Here is a 16,831-nt window from a genome sequence, read left to right on the forward strand (position 1 = left end):
CTGACTCGGTCGTTCCCCTCCCAGGAGGGGAGGGGCCTGCGGGTGGGTTTACTCCTAAGTAATTAAGATTAGTATCATACCCGCGCTTCACCAATACCCAAAATTTATCCCTTCTTCCTTCTTGCTTCTTCCTTCTGAGGTACGGACGTTCCATGCAACGTCCCTATCATTTTTCATTAATTGATAATTGATCATAGATAATTGATAATTACCTCTGGTTAAAACCGCTACGGAATTGAATATAAGGAAATATTATTTCTTCTCTTGGTTGATTGGATATGGCGAGGTCCCCTCGCCATCCCTCAACCGCTTTTTTCCCCTTAAAAGGGGAGGCTTCAAGGCGCGAATTATTTAATTATTAATTATTAATTATTAATTATTCGGTAACAAATGTCGATCAAATTAGTATAACTAGGGAGGCAAGAAAATACGGAATTATCTTTTTTTTATACCCTTAAAAGGGTGGGTTTGAGACCTTATTTTTTGGTTATTATGCTCCGTAGGTATTAGTTTTAGGGAATAGAGGATTAATTGTAAGTAATCAGATTTTACCTAATACTATTTCTTTGTAACGATGCACTACCATAATTTTTTTACCGAAAAATTGTGGGTATGTGCCTCCCCTTTTAAGGGGATAATAAATAAAAATTTTCATCTCTTTGTCAATCCTCTTCTTTTCAAGGAGAGGTAATTATTCATTATTCATTATTCATTATTCATTATTGAAGGTCTTATTTTACCGGTCGTTATCATCTTTTATTCAGGGTAACTTCATAGATAAATTGTATAATATCACGTTATGAAGGGTTAGTTATTAAATAGGAGTCATAACTCTGGAGTCAGGACTCAGAATGAATGGCTTTTATACTATTTTTTAGTATTAATTAGGAGTTGTTGATTAAATCTAAAAGCATTTGAAAAAGATCCGAGCTTTTAGGTTGCTTAGGTTCAAAAAATTAGCATTTTAGGCGCATAGTTGCGCAGAACAATCTTGGGATGATTCTTCCTCCTATCTCCTTCTATAATTCCCATTTATCCTGACTCCTGACTCCTGACTCCTGACTCCTACCCTCACCCATAAGACTTTTTCAGCAAACCCTAATTAGGACTTGTTGATTAACTCTCAAAGCATTGACAGATAAAGGCAAGTGCCTTTTTAGGTCGAAAAAAGTGCCAGCTTTTCGGTCTAACAAAGCTCAAAAAGTTATACCATTTGTGAATAGTAATACTATACTTGATTACCATCTCACTACTCCCTACCTGCCCATTTCCTCATCTCCCCATTACTAAAGATAAGTAACAAACTTTTTGAGATTTAGTATTAGTATTTTGGGCAAGAGTTGGGCAGAAAAATAAATGGACAATTCATCCGACTACTTCCTAATTAATTCCCATTTCTCCTGAGTTCTGATATAGAGTCCGGTTATATAATAAATATATCTTTGATAATTCTATAATTACTTCAATAGACATTTCCTCCAATAGAGGGAACAGGGAACAGAGAACAGAGAACAGGGAGGAATAATTGATAACTTATGGATAATAATTGATTTTATTTTGGATTTTTACCAGATGTCTAATATTTAATCTCCCCCCACTCCTCTACTCCCCTACTCCCCTACTCCCAAACCCTAATTAAACCTCAGACTTTTTCAGATAATACCTACAGCTTTAAGCATTAAATTTAGTGACCCTAAGTTCACAAAAATATCTTCTACAAGGGAACTTTCATACATTAAATTCCTAATAGGATAACAACTAAATGCTTCACCTACTAAAAAGTAATGTTCAAGTCCTAATAATTGGCTAATATGCCAATAGTAGTATCTGAGATAGTTGGGCGAAAAAAGCTCAATAATTTTGGTCTCTGGATTACAGAATACTATATTTGTGAGACCACTTCCATGAGGAGCAACTATAATTTTTGCATGAGCAAAAGTGGCAATTTGACTTTCTAGGGACATAGACTCTGGAGCAATACAGGTAAAACCAAATTTGCTTAATATCTCTACTACCTCTGGTTCATTCATTACTCGACGATATCTAGCATTACTCCTACTTATATATATTCTTTCAGGCAACCCTGACTTTTCAATAATTCTTTCTTTGAGAAATACTTCCCTCAAAAATTTTACTCCCCAAGGTTGTAACCATCCTAAATAACTAGAATATGAAGGGACGACTAATTCTTCTGCTTGAATGTAGGGATGGCGATCGCTTGCCAGAATTTTATCTTCGGGAATGCCAAGAATTTTCAAAGTCTCCTGTTGAAAAGGTTGTTGATAGTTATTAACCAAAAACCAATCTATCTCTTCTAAATTTATGCCCCGACGTAATATTTCTATTCTGGGCAACAGGTCTACCATCCAATGAAAATACACATTTCCCGACAGTACTGATAATACTGCTACTTTACCATGAATTTTCTCTAGAGACGGAAGTTCTTCTAAATCAAATATTCGATGTTTACCTGGGTCATGGTTGGTACATCCTGGTAATGGGGATGGATACTCCCGAGAAACATCCGCCAGTAAATAGTTATCTGGAGTCATAATAGCGATCGCGTAACATAGTCTCCAGTAATTTTTCTTGGGCATAACCCAAGCTCTTCCCTCTGGTACTATTGTTACGAAATTGGGAGTCTGGGAAATTTTCAGAAAGTGAGAAAAATTCGACAAACTATTTTTTGAGTCTTCTGTCAAGGAGGGTATATCCCCTTTTTTTAGTTGGCTGAGGAAAGAGCTTTTTTTCCCTAAACTCTTACTCAAAAAATCCGTATCTGGGCTAAACCCACTCCTACCATTCAGACTATAAACTGCTGGAGCGAGGTATTTAGGTTCAAAATACTGATAAATTTCCCATAAACATTTACTACAATTTAACCCACGACATTCTACATCTTTCTGCTGATTTTTAGAGCTTAATTCCTGAATTGAAGGTTTAGTAATTTCTGCTATATTTTCTGTTGTGGATTTTTCTAATTTTACTTCTATATATCTTAGCAAGTCGTTGTTAATGTCTAATTGTTCTACCCAATCTTTTGTAGATAAATATAATCCTTCTAATTTTTGGTAAGGGTGAAGATTATTATTGAATATCTGCGAATCTAATATTGCTTTTTCAGATAAAACTTTATTGTAACAATCTATCGCTTGCTCCCATCGTTGTTGCTTTTCCAGAACCTTTCCCAAATCAAAATAAATGCCGATAGTCTCAGAAATTCTATTTTCACTTAATAATATTTGGATAGCTACCCGATAACTAATAATTGCTGAATTTAACCGTTTTTGTTTAACTAAACTCTTCCCTAATAAACAATAAATTTCTGGTGAACTTGGCTGAAGTTGTAAAGCTTTCTGATAAATGCTCTCTGCACTAGCATAAGACTCATTTTCCATCAATACATTGCCAAAATGAATATAATATTTGAGCAAATATTCAGATATTTTCTGATACTGCTGCTGAAAAAAATCTGAATCACTATCTAATTTTTGCAACTCCTTGAGAAAATTCCAACCAGCTACTTTTTTCAAATACAATTCATCAGATACTACCTGCTCCGCATTCTCTAACTTACCTTCCCATAACTGACAATAACCATCAACAAAATAATTATTCCTAATCGCCTTTTGTAAATAAAAAAAAGCAGCCTTAAACCTGCCTATAGTCATTAAAGAAAAAGCACAATCACTGTAAACTAATACATTATCCTTTTCTTGCTTTAGTCGAATAACTGCTTGAAAATATTTTACCGCCCATTCATGCTCCCCAATACCTTGTAATGCTTTACCCAAATTATAATGCGCCTTAATAAACTTAGGGTCTAACTCTATAGCACGATGATAAGCAGCGATCGCTTGTGCGGGATTTTCTGTTGATAAAGCATGACCAATATTATTATATAAATCTGCTGAATTTGGTCTTAAACCTAACCCCTGCTGATAAACTTCAATAGCTTCTGACCTGCGATTCATATCTGCTAAAACGCCACCCAAATTATTATATGCTTCTACATAATTAGGCTTGAATGTGATGATTTTTCTATAAATATTAACTGCTGCTTGATAATTTCTTTGTAACTCAAAAACAATACCTAAACTAAAATAAGCCTTGATATAATCAGGATTCAGAATAATTGCTATTTCATAACATTCTATAGCAGCTTCTAAATAACCAAATTGATGCTTAATATTACCCAAATTATAATAAACTTCCGGCCATTTTAGCCCTAAATTAATCCCTTGTTGATATTGACTTGCTGCTTCAATCAACCACTTTTTCTGACTATATAATTCACCAAGAAAAGCATGAACTTCTGCAAACTCTGGCTTAATCTCCAAAGCCTTTGCATAAGCAAACATAGCTGCCTGAAAATTGCCTTTAACTTGATAAGTTTCCCCTAATATTCTGTAGGCATCCTCAGAATTTGATTGTAATTCTAAAACTTCTTGACAGGTTACTATAGCTTGACCTAATTTACCTTCGCTCAAGTAGAGTTTTGCTAATCTGAGATATTCTTCTATTCCCATCCTTAGCTAATAGTTAATCATTGAATATTTAGCTTTTTATCTCAAATTTAAAGGAAAGGCTCAATAATTAATAATTAATAATTAGGGCTTGCTGAATAAAACTAAAAGTCAGGATACCTAAGACTTAGAAGCTTTTTATATTCAGTTTATCTCCTAATTATTGGCTCTTATTGGCATCAATTTACTGAAATTTTCTGCTGAAATTCAAGAAAATTTCTTCACATAAAATGACCGAAACCGTTGCCTGTTCCCCCCATGTCCGCGTCCCCGCGTCTCCGTGTCCCCGTGTTACCCCCACCAACCAATTTTTTTAAAGGAAATATCAAAAGCTGAAAACTCAGACAACGCCAGATTTTTCCTTCTGCCTTCTGCCATATATTGAAAAGTACATTTTTTTGAGAACTGTAGACAAGATTCTTACTCCCCACGCCCCCCACACCTCCCACATCCCCCACACCCCCTCCATTACCCAAATATGCTAACGCCCTAAAAATTTATCCCTCCTAAAATTAGGTTAGGAGGGACTCAAAATCTTCATTCTCGGGTTATACCCATATTTAAAACCGCATCTATATATTAACCAGACTTAGAAGATTTCAAAGTCAGTATTTTGTAATGGGTTATCCGCATTATATACATTATTATCAACCCGAGCAATTTGATTTTCATCAGAACCAGGATCTACTGTTGGGTTGTAGTAGACTAAACCATTAGTAGGGTCATATATAATTGCTGCAGAACTTGCTCCATCAACTAGAGGGTTGAAATTCTCAATCACTGCAAACTCATCTGCTGGTAATGCTGAGCCACTTGGTGTACCTGTTAAAGCATTAAACCTTGCATCTTCAGGAATAAATGGACTAGCAGCAAGAACTATCCTATCTCCCTCACCTCTATTAAAGTCTGTTAGAGAGTCAGTTCCATAACTACCATCTGAATCGTACCAGAAGAAGAAAGTATCAGCTCCAGTGCCACCAGTTAAAGTATCGTTACCCCTAGCTCCTGATAAGAAGTCATTCCCAGCACCACCATCAAGAGTATCCTCATCTTTACCTCCATCAATAATATCATTGCCCTCATTACCCTCTAGGAAATCATTACCTGAATTACCTCTGATATCATCATCTCCCAATCCACCTCGTGCTACATCGTCTCCACGATCGCTAAAGATAATGTCGTCTCCTGGACTACCTTCTAAGGTATCATTATCTCTACCACCTCTGAGGCAATCATCTCCATCCCCTCCTACTATAGAGTCATCTCCTCGGTTTCCTTGGACCGAGTCATTACCAGTACCACCAGCTCCAGTATCCCTACCGTCTCCTAATGCTATTACATCATTGCCACCACCAGATGCTACTATATCATCTTCAGCTAAAGATGAAATTTGATCTGCACCAGGTGTCCCAACACCACGGTCTGGTTGTGGTGTATATACTCGGACACGACCTCCATCGGCGATGCCAGTACTTACATCGGTTACTGGATCTGTTTCGGTACCTGGTGGAATTACTACTTGAGTCACTTACTTACCTCGTTCTTTAGTATTTACTATTACTGATTTATCTTTGTTTTGCTCAAAGAGCTAATTTTAGATTCTGTATAGATAACCGTTTTTGTCAACCTATAATTTTCATTTCTAGGGAAAACTTTGCCCTTGTGAATTAAGACATCACAAGCACAACCATTGTTCCCCATTAACTACAGCAATACCTAATGACATAATTCCTATTTCAGGAACTAGGCCAGGATTTTTTCTGCTGCAACAGATACATTTTTTAGAAAGTTCTAAGTATGTACTGTTTCGTGTATTTTTGCATCTTTAAGACTATATATGATTTTGTCTAAATATTACAGATATTTTTTGGCTCAATCAATATGAACATCAAAAATTTTAACATAGTATGAGCTATTGTCAATTGCCAAATTTGCCGATTAATTTAAAATTCTATAAATAAATTCTGTAGTTACAAGTTAACTTTCACTTTGAATAAGTTTTACAGATTTGGTTGGTTTATATAATACTAATATCAATTCACTTTAAAGATGTCACAAATAGTTTCGCTCCTTTAAATGTTAAATAATTTCCTTAAATTACTGTATAATCAAAGTTTTTAGCTTATAAAATCTTAATGCATTACTTTTGACTTATAACTTCCGTGAAACGGTATAAGATTAGCTTTACGCAAATTATTCCTAAAAGAAGTAAGCAGGTAACAGGGCAAAATTCTAAATTTCTTTGACAAATTGGACTTGGTATTACTTGCGAAGTTAAAGATACTTGATAGTATTTGTGTTCTTGTACTAATTTAAGATACTAAGATGATTTTATCCTTTCCTTATAAGGAACAAAATTTAATTATATTCGTCTTTATATTTTTCAAACTTATAAATTCCGATTCAAAATATACACTCAATAAAATTAATTAATAGTTTTACCGAAAATTTGGGTTAGGTGCTTCGCCCTGATATAGATATGTTATAATACTATTGAGTTGCCGAGGGGCACGCCTCCAGAGGAGGAGCTGCCAATTGCGGAAACTTTCAATGGACGCGGAGGGGAGCGTAACCCACCCCCATCCTCTTCCGGGAGGGGAGCAAGAGGGGTGGGTGCAGTACCCGATGTTAGTGGCACAAAACGTCAACCCGCCGAATAACTACGGCTCAGTTTTGTTTATCCGTGTCTTCAGACCGGAGAGGATGTCAATTACTTAACTTACTTTAGGAAATATAACTTCTATAATAGTCTTGCCATAACTAACAAATATCTGTTATAGTAGATAATTATAATTATTGGAGAGGTGGCTGAGTGGTCGAAAGCGGCTCACTGCTAATGAGTTGTACGGGAGAACCCCGTACCGAGGGTTCGAATCCCTCCTTCTCCGTTATAAATATAGTTAAAAAAGCGGTCAGCAGTAAACGTTAGAAGGAGCGAATGGCCATTCGCTCCTAGTAGCTGGTAGCTGAATGCTAAAAGCTAATAGCTAGTTAAATTAAATAAATTTTAAAGATATAAATAGGCAAAATTTTTTTTGTTATTTTATTGTAATTTTTTCATTGCCTCTACAAACCTTTGGGAAATATAAGGCAGTATCTTTTCATTTTGACTAAGGTTCTTGCCTTCTGTAAATACAACTAAAAGATATGGCTTAATATTTGGTAACTCAATATAAGCAAAATTATGACGCACCTGGAAATCTGAGATTCCCTTACCCCATACATTAGCATCTTGAGGTAGACTATCATCCAAAAATCCTATAGCTCGTTCCTTACTTCTATCTCTTAACTCATCTTGGCCAGTATTTTTCTTTAACAAGTTCATCATTTTCTGTGAAGCTACAGGAGATACTGCAACCCCACCGACAATACTATGTAGCAAACGAGCTGTGCTATGAGTAGTCAGTATATTCCGATTTTCCATCAATAGTCCTTGAAACATCCTTTCTCGTCCATAAGGACCATCACACCATGTTTTTTGATTAATATTAATTGATTTTAACTCAGGCCACTTCAGAGATTGAAAATAACGATTGACAAAGTTACGTTGATATTTCCAGGTTTGAAAAGGTCCTGATGATATTTCAGGTCCACTGGTAGTTCCAGTTAAAACATCTACAACCAAACCAGTAGCATCGTTACTCGAATAAACAATCATATCTCGAATTGCTCTTTCTAACTCTACTGAGGTTTTGACCATTCCTTTCTCTAACCACTCATAGATAGCTATAAGATAGAATAAATGGACTATTCTACCAGCATACATCTGTTCATCACCGCGATCGCTCCAACCACGCACTTGTTGTTGCCAAAACTCTGTGGCATTCTTAATATTTTCTGCCATTGGTAAATCGTAGACTAACCAAGTTATAGCAATTTGCTCATAAGTTAATTCTGAAAACTCTAGCTTGATTGCCTCTATAATGTCTTGACCCAGCATATTTAACTGTTCATCTCGCTCGAAAAAAGTCATATAGAAAAAGGAAGTAAATAGTAAAAATCAGGTATAACAGAAGGAAGAACCGAAGGACCGAAGGAGCGAAGGACTGAAGGAGCGAAAAATATTGCGTTGTCTGAGTTTTAAGCTCTCTATTTGTCCGTGTCCTTTCCTGCGACTGCTATAAGATTTAGAAAAGATCAAAATACTTAATTTAATAATATACAGAATAAGTGAAAAATTATCTGTTAATTATTCCATAGTTATTGAAAATCAAAGCTATCTTTGATAATAGACACCTCCAATAATAAAAAATAAAATCAATTATCGTACTCTTATTCATCAATTCTTTCCCCCTACTCCCTACTGCCTACTCCCTCTTTTATGGAGATGTCTAATAGTGATTCTGATAACTAAGGCTATAGTTTATATCTATAAAAATATTTTAATAACTCTATAAATTATCCAGGGGAAATTTAGTGCTCGATCGCCAATTATCTAATGTTACTGAGTATCAATGCCAAGATAATATCAATATCTATGATTCTTCTGAATGTAATATTTTGGCAACTCAAGCCGCAACTGGGCGAAATTTACAAGTTATCCAGTTACAGGAAAAATTCGACAGTGCAATTTTGGTCAAGTTACAAGAAGATGACTATCAAGGGTGGTTAAAATATACAGATATTGATAAGATTCAACCAGCGAAAACTCCTTTTCAGCCTCACATTTTTGGCGAGACTGAAATTAGAGAGAAATTACCAGAAGTAATTGCTTTTACTTATAAAGCTATGAATACTTCTAATTATTATCTTTGGGGAGGTACAGTGGGGCCTAATTATGATTGTTCTGGCCTTATTCAAGCTGCTTTTGTTTCTGTTGGTATCTGGTTGCCTAGAGATGCTCATCAACAAGAAGCTTTTTGTCAGAATATTTCTCTAGACAAATATCAATTAAATAATCAACTCATAGTCGGAGACTTAGTGTTTTTTGGCACTGGTGAAGAGGCAGATCATGTAGGATTATATCTGGGAGAAGGACGTTATATTCATAGTTCTGGAAAAAGTCAGGGTCGTAATGGCATTGGCATTGATGTATTATCTGAAGTAGGGGATGAAGTTAGTCAAAGATACTATCAAAAATTTCGGAGTGCAGCAAGAGTAGTTAGAAGTTATGGAAATACTAAATAGTTTGATGTTAAAAATGGTTATTATCAGAAGGCAACAGACAACATGAAAGGGATTGTGGGTACGTTAATACTTGGGTTTTTTTATCTCTCTCTACTTAGGAAATAGCTTGGGCTAATATAAATTGATATTGGATGAGTTTCTATTGTTACAGATTTGCTTACCTTGTAAGTTATTAAAAGAAGTAAGGAGGGAAAATGTGACTTGATTTATTATCAGTATCTATGGTTAAAAATTTGCTAATTTTACCGAAAAATTGTGGGTATGTGCCTCCTTTTTTAAAGGGATAAAAAGCGGTCGATCTTCGTAGCTTCCCGTAGGGAGGGATGGCGAGGTCTCCGCGCCATATCCAATCAATTGACTAAGAGAAAAGAGACTATTCCTGATTTTAACCCTCCTGATTGAAGAGGTACTGATAACTGATAACTGATAACTGAATCCTTACATGACAACTATATAAACAGCAATACTAATATGATAATATGATCTGAAAAAAATCTATATGTGCTGGATGATTCTAGGAGGAACAATATTTGATAGTCCTGCATGGTAATGGTAGGATACATATTCTTTAATTTCTCTCATACTCCCCATCTCCCCATCTCCCCATCCCCCCATCTCCCCATCTCCCCATCTCCCCACACTCCTTTACCATTACTATGCACCACCACCCAATATTTTTTATGGTTAAACCCCTGAAAGATAGTTGGCAGCAATTTAGAAAAATTCGTATTAGCGAGTTTGGGGTAGTTGATGTGGATTTGGCTATCGCTTTTGTTGTCACAATAATGGCTTATATCTGGCCTGGAGGAGTCTGGATAAATCATTACAAAAATCCTATGCATCCGGAAATGATATAATAGGATGGGCAATAATTATTTAAGCTTTAAATCTAGTCAATTTCTGGTCTGAGGATATCAATAGTTTCTATCAGTTGGCGAGCATTTCTACAAAACAAACATACTCTTTAAGAAATTGTAGAACCTAATTTTTGAATTCAGGAAATATAGTTTATGTTAAATGCTTTTCAGAGGTTTATTTACTCTATAAAACGAAAAGAAAGTTTCCCTATTTTGTTGATTCTTGTCTTAGGGTGTTTTTTGTACTTTTACAAAATAAATTTTCGAGGTCTATGGATAGATGAATTTTTCAGTATTAGGGATGGAATGCGGATGGCTTTTAATAAGGGTAGGTTACTCTACTATGCTCTTTTAAATCCATGGATTAACATTTCTGATAATGAGGTATGGTTGAGAGTTCCAGCTATTATTTTTGCATTGTTATCTGTCTATATAATTTATAGATTAGGTAATGACTTTTTTAGCAAAAAAGTTGGTCTTCTTGCCGCATTTTTACTAACTATTTCTCCATTATTTATCAATCATGCTCAAGAAATTAGATACTATACAATGAGTGTTTGCCTAGGGCTTTGTGGCTGTCTTGGTATTGCACATTCTCTGCAGCAACCAGATAAAAAATTTCCACGATTCATCTGGGTTATAGGTAGAATTTTATCCTTTTACACTACACCTTTAAATGCAGCTTTTTTAGTACCAGATATTCTGATTTTATGGCTTAAGTTTAGGTTTAAAATTTCCAGATTAATCAGTTATCTGATTCTATATTTAACAATAATTCTTGCTAGTATTCCTGTGGCTATTTCTGTAAAAAGGTATTCAGGTTCACACCGAGTAAATTTGCCAATTCCTGGTGTGAGAGAAATCTTCCGAGAACTAAGAGTAATGACTGTATTTGCTCACAGTCCCCCACCACCTTATATACCATTATTGATTCAAGTTGTAGCTTTAATTGTTGCTACAGTTATTCTGGTTGCAATTCTTCAAAAACCTCGTACTCAGGAAGTTGTATGGGTAGCTTCATGGGGAATTATACCTGCTGCATCCATTTTTGTTTTTTCTAATGTATTCTACTCGATCTGGAATAGTCGTTACCTAATCATTTCTCAGCCATACTTTATATTACTGGTTGCAATTGGCTTTTTTAAGATTTTGGATTGGCAAAAAATAATAGGAGTTGTGCTAGCTGTAATATATATGTTGGCCGTTAGTTTAGGTTTGGTAACTTATTATACAAGCTCGAAACGATACATGGGAGCATTAGACCACTACAAACCAGTAGCACAATTGATTGAAAGTCAAGATAGAGAAGGCGACATAATCATGTACTCTACATATCATGCTAATTCTTTCCCTATAAATGGCGGCTCTTTTCCTCTGACTTACTATTATCAAGGTTCTGCGCCCATATATGTCGATCAGAAAGAAAAAACAGATAAATCAAATCTTCCAACTCATTTAAAAAATTGGGTTGAAAGTTTACCTCCTACAGCTTCACGTATATGGTTTATCTATTACGGAGGAGATATGAAAATTTTTAAGTCTGTATTTGCAGAGCAATTTACAATTGAATCACAGGAAATTATTGGTAATGCAAATATATTATTGCTGATTCCTAAGTTGGATAAAAAATGACTACTAGGATCTTAATATCTGGACAACAAACAAATAAACTTCCTAAGGATTAAGCGATGGAATAGTGTTTGTAAAGCAAAGATTAATACCGCTAGACCGCTTAATTTTCAGTATTTTAGGCGGGTTATGGCAGGTAGTTCAGAGTTTGGAGGTAAGAATATTTATTACCTTCTTTTTCCTAGGTTATGCTCCGCAAATATGTTGCGCTTTTCATACCCACCCTAAACCAAAATTTAATATTCCTTTAACAAAAAGTATCTGAGCACTTACCCATAAGCTTTGAGAAAAAAATTTTAATTTTAGCTCAATTTATTAATTGCTTTTGGATGAATTAAAAGCAATATCTGTTGGCTTATAGCTGACTGCTGAATATTGACTTACTTAGACCAATTCATAAGCATTAATGCTATACTTAGGTAACACTTCAATTATTAAGTAATTAACACAAGCTGAATCACCTTTTTGCTAATTAAAAGCCCAGTTAATGTTAATTATTCTGATGTTTATTTCTCTGTACTGACGTTGGATGCAACGTCCTATACGGGCGTTAACGATAGTTATACGAAGCTAACAGCCGTTTGCCTTCCGCAAAGCTCCGCTTTATATGTCGCGGAGCGTTAACTTAGTTGTGCCCTAGCAAAACGCCCCTACTCCCCGGATCGAGAAAATGTAGAAAAGTTTTTGAGAAATGGTATTACACAGTTTAGAGGGGAAAGGCAAAAAGTTAGCAATTATTAACCAAATCAGTTTTATACTTTATGAAAAAAGTTTTATCGAGGTTGAAATCCTATCTGGGCTGGATTATTTTAGGAGGGACTTTATTTTTTCTAGCTAAAACTCTCAAAGACCAATGGGAACAAGTGTTAGAAATTAGGATTAGTGATTCTGGGTGGGTAAGTTTAGGAACTGCTTTTATCGTCACAACAATAGCTCATTTATGGTCTGGATGGGTATGGTTTTGGATTATTAAAGAATTTAATCAATCAGTTAATCTACGATGGGCTATTAGAGTCTATCTCCTCACAAATGTTGCTAAGTATTTACCAGGAAATATATGGCATTTTTATGGTCGGATTTCTGCAATAAAACAAGCGGGAGTACCCTTTGAAATTGCAATTTTAACTGTGTTAATAGAACCACTTTTAATGGCAGCGGCAGCTTTAGGAGTCGCTTTAGTCGGTTCTACTCAAGAAAGTTGGTTTTTACAATTTTTGTGTTTTTTGGCAGTCATTTCTATTATTCATCCACGCATTTTAAACCTAGTAATTAAGTATTTAGTTAAACTCAAATTAAAAGTTAAAAAATATGATTTGGAGCCAGCTACTGAATTAAAATTAGAACGCTATCCCATCAAGCCTTTTCTCGGAGAAATTTGTTTTGTGCTGCTTCGAGGTTCTGGATTTTTGTTGACCATGTTGGCGTTCAATTCTATTGAATTTAATCAAATTTTATTAATATTTAGTGTGTTTAGTTTAGCATGGCTATTAGGTTTAGTTGTGCCAGGAGCGCCTGGAGGTGTTGGGATATTTGAAGCAACTGTTTTGGCTTTACTGGAGCAAAAATTTTCTCCTGGTATTGTATTAAGTGCTGTTGCATTTTATCGCTTGATTAGTGTTTTAGCTGAAACTTTTGCTACTGGTTTAGCTTGGTTGGAGCAACAAAATCAAAAGTAAAAGGAAGAAGCAAGAAGGAAAAAGGGAGGAAGAAGGTTGATTATTTATATTTCCTTGTTTTAGATACTCTATGAGTCAATAGTAGTCATGGAAGTTGCTATACAATTAATTTTGCTCATACCAATCTAAAAAGGCGAAAACCTTTATCTGCAAATGCTTTGATATTTAGTCAGCAAGCCCTAAATAGGGCTTGCGTATGGAAAGTATGAGTGGTAGGGGTAGGAGACAGGAGACAACCCACCCGCGGGGCCCGACCGTGGAGGGGAAGACAGGAGAAATGGGAATGAGTAAAGAGGTAGGAGCGGGCGTTTTGTCCTCAGATTTTTCTGTCCGAAGGTTTGCCTTTTATGCGTGCCTTTTTGAGGGTTTTAGACTAAAACCAACGCTCCTTTGGGGAATCAAAGAAGGCTCAAACCTTTACTTGTCAATGCTTTGATATTTAGTCAGCAAGCCCTAAATAAATGTTACTGCCATAATTCTCAAGATATATCAAATTAATACACCAGTTTTTGAGTCGATTGGGTACAAAGTTTTATGCTTTTAGGGAATAGCGGTGCAACCCCACGTCGGCGGTAGACGCAAGCGGTCGGAACCCGGCGTTAGCGGAGCGTGGCTCTTTCATTAATTGATAATGGATAATTGATAATTACCTCGGGTTTTAACCGCTACGGAATTGAATATAAGGAATATTTTCTTTTCTTGGTCGATGGTCGGACAGGGCAGGTTTCGGAGCCATCCCACCCTACGGGAAAGCTGTGAAGAGAGAACTCCGTTCCGCTGTCGCGTTTCGCGTCAGCGTTGCGTTACGCCAGTTTTGCGAAGCAAAAGCAAACGACCGCTGTCTTGGTCGATTGGATATGGCGCAGGTTTCGGAGCCATCCCTCGACCGCTTTTTTTCCCTTAAAAGGGTCGGCTTCAAGGCGCGAATTATTTAATTAGGGTTTGCGCTCAAAAGTCTGATGGTGATTATAGGCAACAGCTCCGGAAAGCAACAGGCAACAGTTTAGACTATCTGCTACGGCTAAATTTTCTGATCGCCAGGGGAAAAATATTAGCATTTTTAGACTAATTGAGCAAAAATCTTGTACTTTTTCAGGAGAAAAAACCATGAAAGCCTTTACAGGTATTGATTACAATTTTATTCAGCAAGCCCTAATTATTAATTATTAATTATTCGGTAAGAGCGGGTCTCCTCGCCATGGGAATGCCGAGCAAGAGAGGGAATGCGCGCTAACAGAGGGAACAGAGAATGAATAAAAATTATAGATTCGTCTTGAACTTTACCTCACGCTTCCTGAAATTTGCTGTAAGTCTACCTCCAAATATTAAAAAACTTCCCATAGGTATTTTATAGATATCTGAACAGTTTTAATTATAGGTTTTAGTTTTTAATTTAAAAAATCAAAATATTGTCATCAATCCCTGACAAAAAAACATCAAAAAATTCCTGAATCAACTCACGAAATTTCAAAACTTTCAGAGCTTTTTCTCAATTATGTGATATTATCAAAAATAGTATAATCTTGAGCTATTTATAACTTAATAGCAAAACAAAGCTGCAAATACCTATTATGTCGTTATTTTTGTAGCGATCGCCCTTAATTTTTACTAGCACAGCAAACTAATTTTCTTTACCCTCCTTAAGCACTAATTGACAAATATATAGCCATAGTGCTATTTAGAAACATTCAAGCAAGCAAATTTTAACAATCTGTCACAAAATATATGAATACAAGTTATTCAGAGTCAATTAACAGTGAAAGTATTCCGAACACTTGAGCCTCAAAACCAGCGCAGTCTAATGATGTTATTCATTGCAGGTTTATTATTTTGGTCAAGTATAACCACCTTACTACCCACCTTACCTCTTTACATAAATTTTATTGGAGGTACAAAACAACAAATTGGCCTGGTAATGGGCTGCTTTGCTGTGGGACTATTATTATCACGATTTTTTCTAGGACCATTAGCTGATACCAGAAGTCGAAAGTTAGTCCTAATAATTGGCATGAGTGTAGCAGCGATCGCCCCACTCGGTTACTTACTACTAAAGTCTTTTCCTTTACTAATGGGAGTTCGTGCTTTTCACGGTATTAGTCTTGCTGGAGTTACTATTGGCTATAGTGCTTTGGTCGCTGACTTGTCTCCTCCCGGTCGTAGGGGAGAATTAATTGCCTATATGAGTTTAGCAACTCCTATAGGTATGGGAATAGGCCCAGCAATAGGTGGTTTTTTAGCAGAGGCGAGTGGTTATGTGGCTTTATTTATCCTTTGCTCTGCTCTGGGAGTTATGAGTTTATTATGTGCTTCTTTTGTTAAGGAACAAAACACCATAGTAGAAAAAAATCAAGCCGAGCTAAATCCTGTTTTCAATGAGTTACAGCAACAAAAATTCTGGCAGATATTAGGGAGTCGTAGGGTTTTAGTTCCTAGTTTTGTGATGTTAATAGTGGGTTTAGTATTTGGCACAACAGACACTTTTGTGCCACTTTTCATTCAAGAAAGTGGAATTGCTCTGAACGCAGGACTTTTTTATACAGTCAGAGCGATCGGTAGTTTTATCATCCGCTGTTTTACTGGACGAGGTTCAGATAGATTTGGTCGTGGCATTTTTATCTGTGGAGGTCTAGTCTGTAGTTTGTTGGATATGTTAACTTTATGGACAGCAAATAGCAGTAACAGCATTTTACTCGCAGCTATTCTCGGAGGGACTTCTAGTGGCTTGGTTCTTCCTATGATGATTACTTTAATCACAGACCGATGTCTTCCTAGTCAAAGAGGTAAGTTTTTCTCTCTTTGTATTGGTGGGTTTGATTTAGGTTTGGCTTTAGCTGGTCCTTGTTTTGGTCTGGTGGCAGAGCAATTTAGTTTTAGTTATAGAAGTATGTTTGCTCTAGATGCTTGTCTTGTTTGTTTAGCACTAGCTACATTTATCACTATGTCAAACAAAGATTTGCCCCATTCCATCAGATTTGCTTCTGGTCAGGGACAAGATACTTATGCTATTAATTCTTGA

Annotated in this window: 10 protein-coding genes and 1 tRNA gene; 7 read left to right on the top strand and 4 right to left on the bottom strand. The window is 36.0% G+C overall.

The annotated features are described in order from the left end of the window. Positions 1–1,652: 1,652 nt before the first annotated feature. Both F6K15_RS00670 and F6K15_RS00675 read right to left on the bottom strand, forming a co-directional pair. A complete protein-coding gene (locus F6K15_RS00670) occupies positions 1,653–4,529 on the bottom strand; it encodes a tetratricopeptide repeat protein (protein WP_293055813.1) in 2,877 nt (958 codons plus the stop codon). Positions 4,530–5,115: 586 nt separating this feature from the next. Next, the gene (locus F6K15_RS00675; protein WP_293055816.1) at positions 5,116–6,054 is read right to left on the bottom strand and encodes a calcium-binding protein; all 939 of its coding nucleotides are present in this window, start codon (positions 6,052–6,054) and stop codon (positions 5,116–5,118) included. A 970-nt stretch (positions 6,055–7,024) separates the two neighbouring features. On the opposite strand from F6K15_RS00675, the gene F6K15_RS00680 reads away from it, so the two are divergent. Together F6K15_RS00680 and F6K15_RS00685 are read left to right on the top strand one after the other, a co-directional pair. After that, a complete protein-coding gene (locus tag F6K15_RS00680) occupies positions 7,025–7,186 on the top strand; it encodes a hypothetical protein (RefSeq protein WP_293055819.1) in 162 nt (53 codons plus the stop codon). Positions 7,187–7,324: 138 nt separating this feature from the next. Then, positions 7,325–7,414, top strand: a tRNA-Ser gene (locus F6K15_RS00685). Positions 7,415–7,569: 155 nt separating this feature from the next. Here the strand turns inward: F6K15_RS00685 and F6K15_RS00690 are convergent. Continuing rightward, positions 7,570–8,499 carry a serine hydrolase gene (locus F6K15_RS00690; RefSeq protein WP_293055822.1) on the bottom strand — a complete coding sequence of 310 codons (930 nt, stop codon included), beginning with the start codon at positions 8,497–8,499 and terminating at the stop codon, positions 7,570–7,572. Between the two features lie 443 nt (positions 8,500–8,942). On the opposite strand from F6K15_RS00690, the gene F6K15_RS00695 reads away from it, so the two are divergent. Next, positions 8,943–9,653: a C40 family peptidase gene (locus F6K15_RS00695; protein WP_293055825.1), complete on the top strand. Its 711-nt coding sequence runs from the start codon at positions 8,943–8,945 to the stop codon at positions 9,651–9,653. Positions 9,654–10,148: 495 nt separating this feature from the next. On the opposite strand, the gene F6K15_RS00700 is transcribed toward F6K15_RS00695, so the two are convergent. Beyond that, positions 10,149–10,292 (bottom strand): hypothetical protein, encoded by a 144-nt coding sequence (locus F6K15_RS00700; protein ID WP_293055828.1) that lies wholly within the window; start codon positions 10,290–10,292, stop codon positions 10,149–10,151. Between the two features lie 41 nt (positions 10,293–10,333). Here F6K15_RS00700 and F6K15_RS00705 point away from each other — a divergent pair, with 41 nt between their 5' ends. From F6K15_RS00705 to F6K15_RS00720, 4 genes are all read left to right on the top strand, one after another. Next, positions 10,334–10,510, top strand: coding sequence for a hypothetical protein (locus F6K15_RS00705; protein ID WP_293055831.1), 177 nt, complete (start codon positions 10,334–10,336; stop codon positions 10,508–10,510). A gap of 240 nt (positions 10,511–10,750) precedes the next feature. Beyond that, positions 10,751–12,142, top strand: coding sequence for a glycosyltransferase family 39 protein (locus tag F6K15_RS00710; RefSeq protein ID WP_293055834.1), 1,392 nt, complete (start codon positions 10,751–10,753; stop codon positions 12,140–12,142). Between the two features lie 758 nt (positions 12,143–12,900). Beyond that, the gene (locus F6K15_RS00715) at positions 12,901–13,815 is read left to right on the top strand and encodes a lysylphosphatidylglycerol synthase domain-containing protein (RefSeq protein WP_293055837.1); all 915 of its coding nucleotides are present in this window, start codon (positions 12,901–12,903) and stop codon (positions 13,813–13,815) included. Between the two features lie 1,756 nt (positions 13,816–15,571). Next, on the top strand, positions 15,572–16,831 hold the full coding sequence (locus tag F6K15_RS00720) for an MFS transporter (protein WP_293055840.1): 1,260 nt from the start codon (positions 15,572–15,574) through the stop codon (positions 16,829–16,831).

It is taken from the genome of Okeania sp. SIO2B3, assembly GCF_010672525.1.
Lineage (GTDB): Bacteria > Cyanobacteriota > Cyanobacteriia > Cyanobacteriales > Microcoleaceae > Okeania.